Origin of the sequence: Saccharomonospora iraqiensis subsp. iraqiensis, from assembly GCF_000430445.1 — a bacterium.
GTDB lineage: Bacteria > Actinomycetota > Actinomycetes > Mycobacteriales > Pseudonocardiaceae > Saccharomonospora > Saccharomonospora iraqiensis.
Genome location: NZ_KE387092.1, coordinates 32,146 through 45,778, shown reverse-complemented (window position 1 = coordinate 45,778; position 13,633 = coordinate 32,146). Strand labels below are relative to the sequence as shown.

At 71.9% G+C, this 13,633-nt stretch carries 16 protein-coding genes, 1 tRNA gene and 1 other RNA gene; 8 read left to right on the top strand and 10 right to left on the bottom strand.

Translation table 11 applies throughout. From position 1 onward, the window contains the following. From ACTIR_RS0113120 to ACTIR_RS0113115, 3 genes are all read right to left on the bottom strand, one after another. Nucleotides 1-1,229: DNA polymerase III subunit gamma and tau (locus ACTIR_RS0113120; RefSeq protein WP_026454630.1), on the bottom strand; the 1,229-nt coding region annotated here is incomplete at its 3' end. Between the two features lie 61 nt (nucleotides 1,230-1,290). Continuing rightward, an RNA gene (ffs, locus tag ACTIR_RS25015) (signal recognition particle sRNA small type) lies at nucleotides 1,291-1,387 on the bottom strand. A 77-nt stretch (nucleotides 1,388-1,464) separates the two neighbouring features. After that, nucleotides 1,465-1,716, bottom strand: coding sequence for a DUF397 domain-containing protein (locus ACTIR_RS0113115; protein WP_026454629.1), 252 nt, complete (start codon nucleotides 1,714-1,716; stop codon nucleotides 1,465-1,467). 236 nt (nucleotides 1,717-1,952) lie between these two features. Here ACTIR_RS0113115 and ACTIR_RS0113110 point away from each other — a divergent pair, with 236 nt between their 5' ends. Beyond that, entirely contained in the window at nucleotides 1,953-2,144 is a 192-nt protein-coding gene (locus ACTIR_RS0113110; RefSeq protein ID WP_026454628.1) for a hypothetical protein, read from the top strand. A 22-nt stretch (nucleotides 2,145-2,166) separates the two neighbouring features. Here the strand turns inward: ACTIR_RS0113110 and ACTIR_RS0113105 are convergent, their stop codons facing one another. Beyond that, nucleotides 2,167-3,024 carry a helix-turn-helix domain-containing protein gene (locus tag ACTIR_RS0113105; RefSeq protein ID WP_026454627.1) on the bottom strand — a complete coding sequence of 286 codons (858 nt, stop codon included), beginning with the start codon at nucleotides 3,022-3,024 and terminating at the stop codon, nucleotides 2,167-2,169. A 113-nt stretch (nucleotides 3,025-3,137) separates the two neighbouring features. Between ACTIR_RS0113105 and gndA the strand changes: the two genes are divergently transcribed. After that, a complete protein-coding gene (gndA, locus tag ACTIR_RS0113100) occupies nucleotides 3,138-4,577 on the top strand; it encodes an NADP-dependent phosphogluconate dehydrogenase (RefSeq protein ID WP_026454626.1) in 1,440 nt (479 codons plus the stop codon). A gap of 64 nt (nucleotides 4,578-4,641) precedes the next feature. Here the strand turns inward: gndA and ACTIR_RS0113095 are convergent, their stop codons facing one another. The 3 genes from ACTIR_RS0113095 to ACTIR_RS0113085 all read right to left on the bottom strand — a co-directional run bounded on the left by ACTIR_RS0113095 (nucleotide 4,642) and on the right by ACTIR_RS0113085 (nucleotide 8,063). Further along, nucleotides 4,642-5,826, bottom strand: a complete 1,185-nt coding sequence (locus tag ACTIR_RS0113095; RefSeq protein WP_026454625.1) for a 4-hydroxybenzoate 3-monooxygenase — start codon at nucleotides 5,824-5,826, stop codon at nucleotides 4,642-4,644. Nucleotides 5,827-5,918: 92 nt separating this feature from the next. Next, nucleotides 5,919-6,782 (bottom strand): IclR family transcriptional regulator, encoded by an 864-nt coding sequence (locus ACTIR_RS0113090; RefSeq protein WP_034239888.1) that lies wholly within the window; start codon nucleotides 6,780-6,782, stop codon nucleotides 5,919-5,921. Between the two features lie 159 nt (nucleotides 6,783-6,941). After that, nucleotides 6,942-8,063, bottom strand: coding sequence for a 5-methyltetrahydropteroyltriglutamate--homocysteine S-methyltransferase (locus tag ACTIR_RS0113085; protein WP_026454623.1), 1,122 nt, complete (start codon nucleotides 8,061-8,063; stop codon nucleotides 6,942-6,944). A 156-nt stretch (nucleotides 8,064-8,219) separates the two neighbouring features. Between ACTIR_RS0113085 and ACTIR_RS0113080 the strand changes: the two genes are divergently transcribed. Continuing rightward, entirely contained in the window at nucleotides 8,220-8,720 is a 501-nt protein-coding gene (locus tag ACTIR_RS0113080) for a hypothetical protein (RefSeq protein WP_026454622.1), read from the top strand. A gap of 126 nt (nucleotides 8,721-8,846) precedes the next feature. Here the strand turns inward: ACTIR_RS0113080 and ACTIR_RS0113075 are convergent, their stop codons facing one another. Beyond that, nucleotides 8,847-10,688: a transketolase gene (locus tag ACTIR_RS0113075; RefSeq protein WP_026454621.1), complete on the bottom strand. Its 1,842-nt coding sequence runs from the start codon at nucleotides 10,686-10,688 to the stop codon at nucleotides 8,847-8,849. A gap of 210 nt (nucleotides 10,689-10,898) precedes the next feature. Between ACTIR_RS0113075 and ACTIR_RS0113070 the strand changes: the two genes are divergently transcribed. Together ACTIR_RS0113070 and ACTIR_RS27205 are read left to right on the top strand one after the other, a co-directional pair. After that, nucleotides 10,899-10,984: transfer RNA gene (locus tag ACTIR_RS0113070), tRNA-Ser, on the top strand. A 144-nt stretch (nucleotides 10,985-11,128) separates the two neighbouring features. Continuing rightward, the gene (locus ACTIR_RS27205) at nucleotides 11,129-11,305 is read left to right on the top strand and encodes a hypothetical protein (protein WP_199285622.1); all 177 of its coding nucleotides are present in this window, start codon (nucleotides 11,129-11,131) and stop codon (nucleotides 11,303-11,305) included. 309 nt (nucleotides 11,306-11,614) lie between these two features. Here the strand turns inward: ACTIR_RS27205 and ACTIR_RS0113060 are convergent, their stop codons facing one another. Both ACTIR_RS0113060 and cmtR read right to left on the bottom strand, forming a co-directional pair. Then, a complete protein-coding gene (locus ACTIR_RS0113060; protein WP_026454620.1) occupies nucleotides 11,615-12,337 on the bottom strand; it encodes a cation transporter in 723 nt (240 codons plus the stop codon). Further along, nucleotides 12,334-12,708: a Cd(II)/Pb(II)-sensing metalloregulatory transcriptional regulator CmtR gene (gene cmtR / locus ACTIR_RS0113055; protein ID WP_026454619.1), complete on the bottom strand. Its 375-nt coding sequence runs from the start codon at nucleotides 12,706-12,708 to the stop codon at nucleotides 12,334-12,336. Before cmtR ends, ACTIR_RS0113060 begins: the two co-directional genes overlap by 4 nt. Before the next feature lie 153 nt (nucleotides 12,709-12,861). Here cmtR and ACTIR_RS0113050 point away from each other — a divergent pair, with 153 nt between their 5' ends. From ACTIR_RS0113050 to ACTIR_RS26625, 3 genes are all read left to right on the top strand, one after another. After that, the gene (locus tag ACTIR_RS0113050; RefSeq protein ID WP_019806204.1) at nucleotides 12,862-13,122 is read left to right on the top strand and encodes a hypothetical protein; all 261 of its coding nucleotides are present in this window, start codon (nucleotides 12,862-12,864) and stop codon (nucleotides 13,120-13,122) included. 58 nt (nucleotides 13,123-13,180) lie between these two features. Beyond that, nucleotides 13,181-13,426: a hypothetical protein gene (locus tag ACTIR_RS0113045; protein ID WP_026454618.1), complete on the top strand. Its 246-nt coding sequence runs from the start codon at nucleotides 13,181-13,183 to the stop codon at nucleotides 13,424-13,426. Nucleotides 13,427-13,428: 2 nt separating this feature from the next. Further along, the coding region (locus tag ACTIR_RS26625) for a hypothetical protein (protein WP_034239854.1) at nucleotides 13,429-13,633 on the top strand (205 nt) is incomplete at its 3' end.

The following is a 13,633-nucleotide window of genomic DNA, read 5'->3' as shown; positions in this document are numbered from 1 at the left end:
GCCTGCGCGGCCGGTGCCTGCGCGGCCGGTGCCTGCGGGGGTGCGGCCTGCGGGGGCGCGACCTCGCCCGCACCGAACCTGCGTTCCAGGCTCTCCAGGCGTTGCAGCATCGCGGCCTCGTCCCCGGAGACCTCCGGCAACAGCATCCGCGCGCACAGCAGCTCCAGCACCAACCGGGGCGAGGTCGCCCCGCGCATGTCGAGCAGCCCGTTGTGCAGGATCTCGGCGTAGCGGGTCAGCGTGCCCGGTTCGATGCGCTGGGACTGGCTCACCATGCGCTCGATCTGCTCCTCGGGCGCCGAGACCAGTCCCGTCTCCGCCGCGGTCGGCACCGAGCGCAGCAGGACGAGGTCCCGGAGCCGGTCGAGCAGGTCGCTGGCGAACCGGCGGGGGTCGTGCCCGGCCTCGGCGAGGCGTTCCACCGTGCCGTAGACGGTGCCCGCGTCCTGCGCGGCCAGCGCGTCCACCATCGCGTCGATCAGCGCCACATCGGTGACCCCGAGCAGGGCCACGGCGCGCTCGTAGGTCACGCCGTCCGGGCCCGCACCCGCGATGAGCTGGTCCAGCACCGACTGGGTGTCCCGTGCCGAACCGCCGCCCGCACGGATGACCAGCGGATACACCGCGGGCTCGACCGCGATCCCCTCGGCGGCCACGTTGCGCTCCAGCAGCTCCCGCATCGCGCTCGGCGGGATCAGCCGGAACGGGTAGTGGTGCGTCCGCGACCGGATCGTCGCCAGCACCTTGTCCGGCTCGGTCGTGGCGAAGATGAAGATCAGGTGTTCCGGCGGCTCCTCCACGATCTTGAGCAGCGCGTTGAAGCCCTGCGGGGTGACCATGTGGGCCTCGTCGATGACGAACACCCGGTAGCGCGATTCGGCCGGGGCGTAGAAGGCGCGGTCCCGCAGTTCACGGGCGTCGTCGACACCGTTGTGGCTGGCCGCGTCCAGCTCGGTGACGTCCACGCTGCCCGGCCCGCCCGGCGCGAGGGCCACGCACGGGCCGCACTCCCCGCACGGTTCCGGGGTCGGGCCCGCGACGCAGTTGAGCGAGCGCGCCATGATGCGCGCACTGGACGTCTTGCCGCAGCCGCGCGGGCCGGAGAACAGGTACGCGTGGTTGATCCGGCCGGAGGCCAGCGCGGTGCGCAACGGCTCGGTGACGTGGTCCTGGCCGACGACCTCGCCGAAACTGGAGGGTCGGTACTTGCGGTACAGCGCTAGTGCCACGGGCGCGAGAGTACCGCCCACCGGTGACAGCGGTGCCCTCGGAGGAGGCGTTTCACCCGGGCAGAAAGGGGACCCCCGCACCCGTCAGAGCCTGCTTATCCTTGCTGCCTTCCGGCCCTGGGGAGGTTCACAGGATGGACGTCGCGGGGGTCCACGGGACAGTGTAGGCGATGACCGCCGACGGTGACAGCACCGGGTCCGCACCCGGCCGTGCCCCGGGCGCGAGGTCGGGGACTCAGTGCGGCAGGTCGAACTGGCCCGCCTTCACGGCCGTGACGAAGGCATCCCACTCCCCCTCGTCGAAGACGAACACCGGACTGTCGGCGAGCTTGGTGTCCCGCACGCCGACCCGGCCCGGAGTCAGGTTGACCTCGACGCAGTTGCCCCCGTTGGGCTCGCTGGCGAACGACTTCCGCCATCCGCCGGGGTCGAACATGCTCTCGGCCGTGGTCGGGTCGTAGGCGACTCTCCCGGCATAATCGGCCATGGCATCCCTCCGTACACGGTGACGGCGACTACGGGTCGTGTTCGTTGGGCCCGGTTTTTCGCCGCTATGCCGCCGATCCGACCAAAGGATGCCTCCATCCGTGCGACATTCCCCGGTTCGGCTCGACAGCATGATTATTGCGCATTTACGATTATTACTATCGGTAGAGACAGGCGGGCGATCGGGGTCGGTCTGCTGAGAGATCGACAACAACTGTGGGGGATGGTGGCAACAGCATGGCCGTACGACTCGACGTCGAGCCGGTGAGTGCCGTACGCGCGAACCGGACGGCCGAACAGGAGACCCCCCGCCGGATCCGGCGGGGGCGGTTCGGAATCAGCTTCGTCCGGCTGTCCACGCGGCGCCATCCCGGGCCGCTCCTGCCGGTGGACGACCCGTTCGCGCTCCGGTACCTGTGCCGCGCGTGACACGCTCCGCCGGAGCAGGCGGTCAGGACTCCAGTGACTCCCGGTACCGGTGGGCGAACTGCTTCAACAGCTGTCTGCTCTCCTGCCGCTCCAACGCGGCACCGCGCAGCCGGTCCCAGGCGTCCACGAAGATCTGGAAGTCCTTGACGTCGTCGAGGTAGACACCGCCCGCGGAGTGTTCGATGTAGACGAAGTCGCGGGTGCGGTCCGGGAACCGCATGACGGTGAAGTCGTTCGGCACCGCGGCGAGCTTCGCGTCGAACGGCAGCACGTGCACGTACACCCGGCTGCGCTCGTCCAGCTCCAGCATGTGCTCCAGCTGGTCGAGCATCACCGCGGGCGCGTGCCCTCCCGGGGCCCGGTGCAGCGCCGCCTCGCTGACGATGAAGCGGTAGTACGGCGGGTGCTGCTGTTCGAACACGCTCTTGCGGTCGAGGCGGTTGCGGACCAGGGCGGTGACGTCGGTGGCGCCGAACTCGGTGAACTGCTTGAGCATGTAGTGCTCGGACTGCAACGGCCCCGGGATCCGCTCGCCGTGCCAGGTGAGGATCTCGGCGGCGGCGGGTTCCAGGTCGGTGAACGTGCGGAACCAGTGCGGCACCACCGAGCGGTAGCCGGACCACTGCCCGCGCCGCCCGGCGGCGGCCCTGGCCAGCTCCAGCAGCGTCTCCGCCTCCTCGCCCGCGATGTCGTAGGCGTCCAGCATGGAACGGACGTCGCCGAGCTTGACCCCGACCGACCCGGACTCGATCTTGTTGACCTTGCCCTGGGTGCACCCCAGGATGTCGGCGACCTGCTGCTGGGTGTAGCCGGCGGCGATACGCGCGTGCCGCAGCTCGTTGCCGAGCTGCTTCCGGCGGGAGGTCACGGTGCTGGCCATGGCGCGGAGACGTTACCGCGTTCGGCGGGCCGTCCGGAATCACTCCTCCGGATGGCCCCGGGCGGGATCTCGGACACCGTGCGCAATCCCGTCCCGGCGTAAGGTGGGCAGCCATGACCACGAAAGCGAGCATCGGCGTCTCGGGCCTTGCGGTCATGGGCCGCAACCTGGCCCGCAACCTCGCCCGGCACGGCCACACCGTCGCCCTGCACAACCGCACCGAACACCGCACCCGGGAGCTGGTCGAGGGGTTCGGCTCCGAGGGGACGTTCGTGCCCACCTACTCGGCACGGGAGTTCGTGGACGCGCTCGAACGGCCGCGCCGACTGGTCATCATGGTCAAGGCCGGCGGGCCCACCGACGACGTGATCGAGGAGTTCGCCCCGCTGCTCGATCCCGGGGACATCATCATCGACGCGGGCAACGCCCACTTCGCCGACACCCGCCGCCGGGAGGCCGCGCTGCGCGAACGCGGGCTGCACTTCGTCGGCACCGGTGTCTCCGGTGGCGAGGAGGGGGCGCTGCACGGCCCGAGCATCATGCCCGGCGGGTCGGCCGAGTCGTACGCCTCGCTCGGCCCGCTGCTTGAGGACATCGCCGCGAAGGTGGACGGCGAGCCGTGCTGCACCCACGTGGGCCCGGACGGCGCGGGCCACTTCGTCAAGATGGTGCACAACGGCATCGAGTACTCGGACATGCAGCTCATCGCCGAGTCGTTCGACCTGCTGCGCGGGGCGCTCGGGTACGGCCCCGCCGAGATCGCCGAGGTGTTCCGCACCTGGAACACCGGCAGGCTGGACTCCTACCTCATCGAGATCACCGCCGAGGTGCTCGCGCACACCGACCCCACCACCGGCGGACCGTTCGTCGACGTCGTCGCCGACGAGGCCGAGCAGAAGGGCACCGGCCGCTGGACGGTGCAGAACGGGCTCGAACTCGGCGTCCCGATCACGGGCATCGCCGAGGCCACGTTCGCCCGGTCGCTGTCCGGGCACACCCAGCTGCGCGCGGCCGCCCGCGGCCTCGCCGGTCCGGCACGGGCGGCGCTGACCGGTGCCGAGGCCGAGCGGTTCGCCGACGACGTCGAGCAGGCGCTGTACGCCTCCAAGGTCGTCGCCTACGCGCAGGGGTTCAACCAGATCCAGGCGGGCAGCGCCGAGTACGGCTGGGACATCGACCTCGGCGCGGTCGCCTCGATCTGGCGGGGCGGGTGCATCATCCGGGCGACGTTCCTGGACGACATCCGGGCGGCGTTCCGGGCGGAACCGACGCTGCCGACCCTGCTGACCAGCGGCACGTTCCGCACCGCCGTGGAGCGCGCGCAGGACTCCTGGCGCAACGTCGTGACCACCGCCGTGCGGCTGGGCATCCCGACGCCCGGACTGAGCACGGCGTTGGCCTACTACGACGGCCTGCGCGCCGACCGGTTGCCCGCCGCACTGGTGCAGGGGCAGCGGGACTACTTCGGCGCACACACCTACCGGCGGACCGACCGGGAGGGCACCTTCCACACCACGTGGGCGACCGACCCGCGCGTCGAACAGCGGGCCTGACCGGCTGCGCGGGCGGCACGGTTCCGGCGGACCGGGCGCGGAACGCACCCGGCCGCCGGGCCGGTCACGCCCCCTCGAACGGCAGACCGACGTAGTTCTCGGCGAGGCTGGTCGCGGCGGAGCGGGAGCTCGCCGTGTAGCGCAGTTGGGACAGCTGCAGCCTGCGCCCGAAGGCGTCCGTCGCCGGGTCGGTGTGCAGCATCGACGTCATGTACCAGGAGAAGTGCTCGGCCCGCCACACCCGGCTCAGGCAGGTGTCCGAGTAGGCGGCGGCCGGGGCCGGGTCGCCGTCACGCAGCAGTGCTTTCAGGGCGCGGGCGAGGTGGCGCACGTCGGCGATGGCGAGGTTCATGCCCTTCGCCCCGGTGGGTGGCACGATGTGCGCGGCGTCGCCGGCGAGGAACAGCCTGCCGTACTGCATCGGCTCCACCACGAAGCTGCGCATCGGTGCGATGCTCTTCTCCAGCACCGGCCCCTCCCGCAGGCGGAAGCCGTCCCCGGTGGCCAGCCGCTGTTGCAACTCCGACCACACCCGGTCGTCCGGCCAGTCGTCCACCGGGTCGTCCGGGTCGACCTGCAGGTACAGCCGGGTGATCTCCGGAGAGCGCATGCTGTGCAGGGCGAAGCCGCGCTCGTGGTGGGTGTAGATCAGCTCGGAGTGCGACGGCGGGGTGCGTGCGAGGATGCCGAGCCAGGCGAACGGGTAGTGCCGCTCGAAGGTGGTCAGCGCGCGCTCCGGGATCGACGGCCTGCTCACCCCGTGGAACCCGTCGCACCCGGCGATCGCCTCGCAGCGCAGTTCCCGCGCGTGGCCGTCCGCGTCGGTGTAGCTCACCCGCGGCCGGTCGCCGTCCACGTCGTGCAGCGCGACGTCGGAGACCCCGAACTCGATCGGCAGGCCCTTCTCCTCGTGCGCGGCGATCAGGTCCTTCACGATCTCCTGCTGGCCGTACACGGTGATGCACCGGCCGGTCAGCCCGGTGAGGTCGATCCGGTGGTCCGCGCCGTCGAACCGCAGGGACAGGCCGTGGTGCGGCATCCCCAGGGCCTCCATCCGGGCGCCCACCCCGATCTCCCGCAGCAGCTCGACGGTCGGCTGCTCGCACACGCCCGCGCGGACGCGCTGCTCGATGTGGGAGCGGCTGCGGGCCTCCAGCACCACGGCCTCGACGCCCTGCAGATGCAGCAGGTAGGACAGCACCAGGCCCGCGGGGCCCGCTCCGACGATGCCAACCCGGGTGTCCGTCACCGGAGTCCTCTCTTCCCACGAGAACCGTTCCGACCACCGCCGCCGGTGCGCCGCACCGGGGATTCGAGGGTCCTGCCGGTGCGACGGTACGGTCAAGACCGGGGGCGCCCGCGGCCCGCGGAGGACCGGCCCGTCCGTTCGGCGGAGGACCGGTCGCGCGGGTGGGAACGCTCGCCCGGCTCGTCCGGCTGGGAGACCGCACGCGGCGCCCCGAGCGTGCGGGAGATGCCGTGCGCGGCGGCGCGGACGGCGGGTACCAGGGTCCACGGGTCGGTGCCCTGCGCGGGGACGACGATCGAGATGGCGGCGACCACGGTGTCGTCGGCACCGCGGACGGGGGCGGCGACGGACACCGCGTCCGGTTCGATCTGGCCGTCGCTGAGCACGAACCCGTCCCGCCGCACGTCGGCGAGCACCCGGCGCAACCGGGTCGGGTCGACGAGGGTCTTCGGCGAGTACCGCGTGAGCGGCCCGGCCAGCACGCGCTCCTGGGTCTCCGGCGCGGCGTGCGCGAGCAGTACGAGGCCGACCCCGGTGGCGTGCGGCGGCATGCGCCCGCCGACGCGGGAGCGGATCCGGATGGCCTCGCGTCCGGCGATGCGCTCGACGTAGACGACGTCGGTGCCGTCGAGCACGGCGAGCTGGACGTTCTGGTGGGTGGCCTCGTAGAGGTCCTCCAGGAACGGGAGGGCGCTGTCCCGCAACGGCGCGCCGTGCGGGGCGAGCGAGGCGATCTCCCACAGCCGCAGCCCGACGCGGTAGCCGCCGTCGGCGTCGCGTTCGAGCGCGCCGTGCTCGGTGAGCGCACCCACGATCCGGTGCGTGGTGGACAGCGGCAGCCCGGCCCGCCTGCTCAACTCGGACAGGGTCAACACCGGCCGCTGCGGGCTGAACGCGTCGAACACGGCCAGCACCCGCCCGACCACACTCACCGAACTCTCACCCCTGTGCCGCACACCCCCACCCAACGCGGCCACCCCCACCCCCGCAACCCCCTCCCGGGGGTGTTGCCGTGAAGGGCACCTTCCCTGCGCCGGACGCAGCGAGGGGCACTTTCCCTGCGTCGCATGCAGGGAAAGTGCCCCTCACGGCACTACGGAGGGTGACCGGCTCGGTCAGCCCCAGACCTTCTCGGCGGTCTCGACGATGCGTTCGAGCTTGCGGAACTGCTCGTCGCGGGTGAGGTCGTTGCCCTCCTCGGTGGAGGAGAAGCCGCACTGCGGGGACAGGCAGAGCTGGTCGACGTCGATGTACTTGGACGCCTGCTCGATGCGCCGCTGCAGGGAGTCCAGCGACTCCAGCTCACCGCGCTTGGTGGTGACCAGGCCGAGCACGACGTACTTGCCCTTCGGCACGTGGCGCAGCGGCTCGAAGCCGCCGGAGCGCTCGTCGTCGAACTCCAGGAAGTAGCCGTCCACGTTCAGCTCGTTGAACAGCGCCTCGGAGACGAAGTCGTAGCCGCCCTCGGCCGCCCACGAGGAGCGGAAGTTGCCCCGGCACAGGTGCGTGGTGATCGCCATGCCCTCGGGCTTGTGCTCCAGGGCGGCGTTCATCGTCCGGATGTTGCGCAGGTGCAGGGTGTCCGGGTCGCCGCCCATGCGGGCCACGAGCTCGCGCTGGTTCGGGTCGTTGAGGTAGGCCAGGCTGGTGTCGTCGAGCTGCAGGTAGCGGCACCCGAGCTCGCCCATCGCGGCGATCTGCGCACCGTAGGCCGCGCTCAGGTCGGTGAAGAAGTCCTCGAGGTCCGGGTACACCGACTCGTCGACGGCGGCACGGCCGCCCCGGTAGTACACCATGCTCGGCGACGGGATCGTGAGCTTCGGCGTCACCGACGGGTCGGTGACCGACTTGAGGAACTCGAAGTGCTCGGCGAAGATCGGCTCCCGCAGCCCGACCTTGCCGTCGACCTGCAGCTTGGGCGGGGAGAAGTTCAGGTCGCCCGCCGCGTTGTGGAACCGGACCTCCATCCGCTCGTCGCTCTGCGACACGCCGTCGAGCTGGTAGATGAAGTCCATGTGCCAGGAGGCACGGCGGAACTCGCCGTCGGTGGCCGAACGCAGCCCGGCCCGACGCTGCCGCTCGACGACCTCGCGGATCGCGTCGTCCTCGACGGCCTTCAGTTCGTCACGGGTGATCTCGCCCCGCGCCGCCTTCTCACGGGCCGCGTGCAGCTCGGGCGGACGGAGCAGGCTGCCGACGTGGTCGGCGCGGAACGGGGGACTCGTACGCTGGCTCATTGCGACATCGTCACACGGCCTGTGAACCCGCTCAACACACTGCCGTCGAGGTTTTCGCTGGTTGAAAGCCCGAAGACGCCCGGTGCGGGACGACTCGCCGTCACCGGATCGGCACCCCGCGCGGTTCGCCCCGGGCGGGCGGGGTATCCGGCGCGCATGCTGTCCTCCCTCGCACGCGGCGCCGCGGCCGGCGCCGCAGGAACCACGGCCCTGCACGCCGCCACCTACCTGGACATGACCCTGCGCGGCCGCCCGTCCAGCAGCACCCCGCAGCAGACGATCGAGAAGATCAGCCGGGCGGCGGGCACCGAACTGCCGGGGGACACGCAGGAACAGGAGAGCCGGAAGTCGGGGCTCGGCGCGCTGCTCGGCATGGTCACGGGAACGACGGTGGGCGTGGGCTACGGCGTCCTGCACGGGCTCGGCTGGCGCCCGCCGGTGCTGGTGGGCGGCGTCGTCGCGACCGTGGCCGCGATGGCGGGGGCGAACGCCCCGATGGCCGTCCTCGGCGTGACCGATCCCCGCACCTGGAGCGCCTCCGACTGGCTCAGCGACGCCCTGCCCCACCTGGCCTACGGCCTGGTCACCGCCACCACCTACGCCGCCACGGAACCACGACGCCCCCGCCGTCGCCGCCGCACACGCCGGGGCCGCTGACCGCGCCCCCGGCGTGTGCCGTGAGGGGCACTATGCCTGCGTCATGTGCAGTGAAAGTGCCCCTCACGGCACTCAACGCAGGGAAAGTGCCCTTCACGACAACCTCCGGGCGAGGGAGCGCGGGGGTCAGCGGCCGACGAGGGTGCGGGCGGCGTCGACGATGGCCGAGGAGTCGATGCCCGCGTGCTGGAGCTGCTCGGCGGCGCCGGTCGAGCCGGGCATCGCCAGCACGCCGAGCTTGGTGACCTTCGGCATCGTGGTCGCCGAGGTGAACGCGTCCAGCACGGCGTCGCCCAACCCGCCCTGCGGCCAGTGGTCCTCGACCGTGACCACGCGGCCGGTGTCGGCCGCCGCCTCGTGCAACGTGGCGATGTCCACGGGTTTGACCGAGTACAGATCGATCACCCGCGCCCGGATCCCCGCGTCGGCGAGCTGGTCGGCCGCGGCCAGCGCCTCGTGCACGGTGATCCCGGCGCCGACCAGCGTCACCTCGTCCGACGACGACGAGCGCAGCACCTTGCTGCCGCCGATCGGGAAGCTCTCCTCCGGGCCGTACAGCACCGGGGTGTCCGGGCGGGTGGTGCGCAGGTACCGGATGCCGGAGTGCTCGGCCATCGCCGCGGTCAGGTGCGCGGTCTGGTTGCCGTCACACGGGTAGAGCACCGTGCTGCGCCACACCGCACGGAAGAACGCCAGGTCCTCCAACCCCATCTGCGACGGCCCGTCCGGCCCGATCGACACCCCCGCGTGCGAGCCCATCAGACACAAATCCGCCCCGCTGATCGACGCCATCCGCACGAAGTCGTACGCCCGGCTGAGGAACGCCGCGAACGTCGCCGCGTACGGCACCCAGCCCCGCACCTGCAGCCCCACCGCCGCGGCGATCATCTGCTGCTCGGCGATGTAGCACTCGAAGAACCGGTCGGGGTGTTCCTTGGCGAAGTACCCCGTGCGGGTCGAGTCGCTGACCTCGCCGTCGAGCGCCACGATGTCCGACCGCACCCGCCCCAGCGCGGTCAACGTCTCGCCGAACGCGGTGCGGGTGGCGACCTCCGCACCCGGCGAGTACGTCGGGATCGACAGCGTGTGCAGCCGGGGCGGCGCGGGCCGCTCGTACTCGGGCGCGGTGACGTCCACCCGGATCGACCGCCGCCCGCCCAGCTCGGCGATCGCCTCGTCCGCGTTCGGCAGCGCCTTGCCGTGCTGCCCCTCGGTGTCGTCCACCGCCGACACGCCGCGTCCCTTGTGCGTGCGGGCGAGGATGGCGGTGGGCCGGTCGGACCCGGCGGCCTCGGCGTAGGCACGGTCGATCTGCTCGACGTCGTGCCCGTCGATCTCGATGGTGTGCCAGCCGAACGCGCCGATGCGGCGGGCGTAGGCGCCGGTGTCCCACCCGTGCCGGGTGGGCCCGCGCTGGCCGAGCCGGTTGACGTCGACGATCGCGGTGAGGTTGTTCAGCCGCTCGTACCCGGCGTGCTCGAAGGCCTCCCACATCGACCCCTCGGCGAGTTCGCTGTCCCCGCACAGCACCCACGTCCGGTAGTCCCGGTGTTCGAGCCTGCGCCCGGCGAGCGCGATGCCGACCCCGATCGGCAGACCCTGCCCCAGCGAGCCGGTGGCCACGTCCACCCACGGCAACGCGGGGGTGGGGTGTCCCTCCAGCCTGCTGCCGGACGAGCGGTACCAGCGCAGTTCGTCCTCGGAGATCGCCCCGGCCGCGACGTACATCGCGTACAGCAGCACCGAGGCGTGCCCCTTGGAGAAGATCAGGTGGTCGTTGGCGGGGTTCTGCGCCGCCTCGAAGTCGTACCGCAGGTGCCCGGCGAGCAGCACGGCCATCAGGTCGGCCGCCGACATCGACGACGTCGGATGCCCCGACCCGGCGAAGTCGGCCGCGCGCACCGCGTCCACCCGCAGTTGCTGCCCCAGCTCGGTGAGCATCTCGCGATCGACGGTCGCCACGGACATCGGCCACCTCTTCCCTCGGCGCGTTCCACGGATCACCGCCGCGCCGGGACCCGGCACGGCACGTCCCCGGCAGATACCCGGGGTCACGCCCGGTTAACCCGGCCGCGCCGGGAGCGGTGCGCCGCACTCCCGGCACCGGGTCCGCGCAGCGCAGCGCCACCGGCCGGGCGGTTGTCGGACCGCGCGGACCCGGCTGATACGCTGTTGCGCGGAGGATTGGCCGAGCGGCCTAAGGCGCACGATTGGAAATCGTGTTGGGTTAACAGCCCTCACGGGTTCGAATCCCGTATCCTCCGCTCACCGGAACGCCGGGTACCTACGGGTGCCCGGCGTTCTTCGTCGTGTAGCACGGCGGACAGGCGAGCGAAGGGCCGGACCGGGTCCGGGACCGTAGACTGCCGAACCTGCGGCGGTAGCGGGGAGCTCATGGGAGGTCCGGCATGGGCGACGACGACGGGCAGGTGCGGGCGGTGTGCACCGGGTGCGGTGGCGACGGGCAGGTCGCCGATCCCAAGCTCGCCGTGCTCGACGGAATCGGCCGCGCGGTACTGACGATGCGGGCGTGCCGCTGGTGCGACGGCGAGGGCAGGCGGCCCCTGCACCACCCACCCGTCTGACCTGACCACCCGCGCGCGGGGAAACCCCACCCCGGCGAGTCGCCATTCACTGCCCGCGAGTTGACGCTCCAAGGCCGCGAGTCGCCACTCCAGGCCCGCGAGTCGCTGCTCCCTGCCTACGACTCAACGCCGACGGCGGGACGCGATACAGCCGTCACCCACCCGCGCACGACGGCGGTACTTCCTACAGGCCGACGCGCGGACGTGAAGCGTCAACTCGAGGTTCGGGAACGGCAACTCGCGGTCCTGGGGCGGCGACTCGCGGACCTGGGGGAGTGAGTCGGGGCCGCCTTTCGCGTGCGTGGGGGGTCAGCAGCAGTGTTCGCCGCGCCAGGCTTCGCGGCCCTCGCGGACGGCGACGGCGGCGATGACCAGGGCGGCGATCGGGTCGGCCCAGGCCCAGCCGAACAGGCTGTTCGCCAGCAGGCCCACCAGCAGCACACCGGAGAGATAGCAGCACAGCAGCGTCTGCTTGGAGTCCGCCACGGCACTGGCCGAGCCGAGCTGCCTGCCGACGTGGCGCTGGGTCAGCGACAACGCGGGCATGACCACCAGCGACACCGCGGCGAGCACGATGCCCACCGCCGAGTGCTCCGCCTCGGCGGCACCGAACAGGCCGCGCACGGACTCCACCCCGACATAGGCGGCCAGCGCGAAGAACGACACGGCGATCACCTTCAGTGCCGTCCGTTCCCGCGCCTCGGGGTCGGTGCCGGAGAACTGCCAGGCCACGGCCGTGGCGGAGGCGACCTCGATCGTCGAGTCCAGGCCGAAGCCGATCAGAGCGGTGGAGTTCGCCACCGCACCCGCCGAGATCGCGACGACGGCCTCGACGACGTTGTAGGTGATCGTGGCAGCGACCAGCAGCCGCACCCAGCGGGTCAGGACCGCGCGCCGCTGCTCGGACAGCGGGGCCTCCTGCGGCTGGGCCGACGCCGCCCGGCCCGCACCACAGGCTCCGTCCGTTCCCGCGCAACAGTCGTCGGCCGGGGTCGTGGCCGGGTGTCCGGTGTCGTCGGACGGGTGGCTCACGGGACAACCTCCTCCCCGGCCGTGCGTACCCCGTCGCCGTCCGCCGCCACCGGGGTGTCGTTCAGGCACGGCCGGTCGGTGTCGACGGCCAGCACCATCTCCGAGAGCTCCCCCAGCGCGCGGGCCAGGTGCGGGTCGGCGAGGTCGTAGCGGACGCGGCGGCCCTCGTAGGTGGCCGCCACGAGTCCGCAGCCGCGCAGGCAGGCCAGGTGGTTGGACACGTTCGACCGGCTCAGCCCGAGCTGTTCGGCCAGTGCGCCCGGGTAGTGCACGCCGTCGAGCAGGGCGGTGAGGATGCGGCAGCGGGTGGGGTCGGCCAGGGCCCGCCCGAGCCGGGCGAGCGCGGTGCCGCGCGTCTCACAGGTCCACACGGGCTGAATAGTACAGCCGACACTGAACATTCGACACCCGGCGGGGTGCGCACACGGTGACTGATCGATTCCCCCACCTACCTGCTGTGTGCTGCTGATCGATCACGATAGGTTGGTCGCCGTCAGATCCGACTTCCTCAAGGAGCCCGACCCATGCCCGGTGTGGAGGAGATTCGCGCGGGGATCGCCCTCGCGAACGAGAAGGCTTCCGCCAGCATCGCCGCCCTGCAGCAGGCCGCCCAGTCCCTCGAGGAAGCCCAACAGTCGCTGGCCCAGGCCACCTCCGGCAGTGCCCAGGAGGAGGTCAACCAGGCGCACGGGATGCTCGCCGAGGCGTTGCAGGGGATCAACGGCACCCAGACCACCATCCGTGCGTGCATCACCTCCGCCGAGAACTACTCGGCCCGGCTGTGAACCCGGCCGGCCCGGTCGCGGCCGGTGACCGCACGTCGGTGAAGCGTCGGGAGGTCCCATGTCAGCGGAACAACTACGGCACGCGCTCGGCGAGGTGCTCGGCACCCTCGACGACGTCCGTGCACACAACGCCGCCGCCCGCGAGCTGCTGGAGGACTACCGGCGGGTGGTCACCGAGGCCCAGGCCCGTCCCGACGCCTGGCTGCCGGACGAGCTCGCGCGGGCGGTCGAGCAGCTCGACGCGAACCGCGCGCGGATCGACGGGGCGGAGCAGATGATCGACCACTACCGTTCGAGGGTGTAGGCGTGCGACGCAGGAACGCGCAGCGCCGCGCCCGGGTCACGCAGGCGCTCGACACCCTCCGCGACCGGATCGGGCTGGTGCTCGGCGCGGCGCGACACCGCCGCGAGGCCGCCGAGGCCGACCTTGCCCGGCTGCGGCTGGAACGGCAGGGGGTCACCACGGGCACCGAGAACGCCCTCGACGACCCCGAACTCCTCGAACGGCTGC

Bases quoted from the DNA above. Each gene is read 5' to 3' on its own strand.
- ACTIR_RS0113075 (WP_026454621.1), bottom strand. From the start codon at position 10,688: ATGTCCGTGGCGACCGTCGATCGCGAGATGCTCACCGAGCTGGGGCAG.
- ACTIR_RS0113110 (WP_026454628.1), top strand. From the start codon at position 1,953: ATGGCCGTACGACTCGACGTCGAGCCGGTGAGTGCCGTACGCGCGAAC.
- ACTIR_RS0113045 (WP_026454618.1), top strand. From the start codon at position 13,181: ATGTCAGCGGAACAACTACGGCACGCGCTCGGCGAGGTGCTCGGCACC.
- ACTIR_RS27205 (WP_199285622.1), top strand. From the start codon at position 11,129: ATGGGCGACGACGACGGGCAGGTGCGGGCGGTGTGCACCGGGTGCGGT.
- ACTIR_RS0113115 (WP_026454629.1), bottom strand. From the start codon at position 1,716: ATGGCCGATTATGCCGGGAGAGTCGCCTACGACCCGACCACGGCCGAG.
- gndA (WP_026454626.1), top strand. From the start codon at position 3,138: ATGACCACGAAAGCGAGCATCGGCGTCTCGGGCCTTGCGGTCATGGGC.
- ACTIR_RS0113080 (WP_026454622.1), top strand. From the start codon at position 8,220: ATGCTGTCCTCCCTCGCACGCGGCGCCGCGGCCGGCGCCGCAGGAACC.
- ACTIR_RS0113050 (WP_019806204.1), top strand. From the start codon at position 12,862: ATGCCCGGTGTGGAGGAGATTCGCGCGGGGATCGCCCTCGCGAACGAG.
- ACTIR_RS0113105 (WP_026454627.1), bottom strand. From the start codon at position 3,024: ATGGCCAGCACCGTGACCTCCCGCCGGAAGCAGCTCGGCAACGAGCTG.
- ACTIR_RS0113085 (WP_026454623.1), bottom strand. From the start codon at position 8,063: ATGAGCCAGCGTACGAGTCCCCCGTTCCGCGCCGACCACGTCGGCAGC.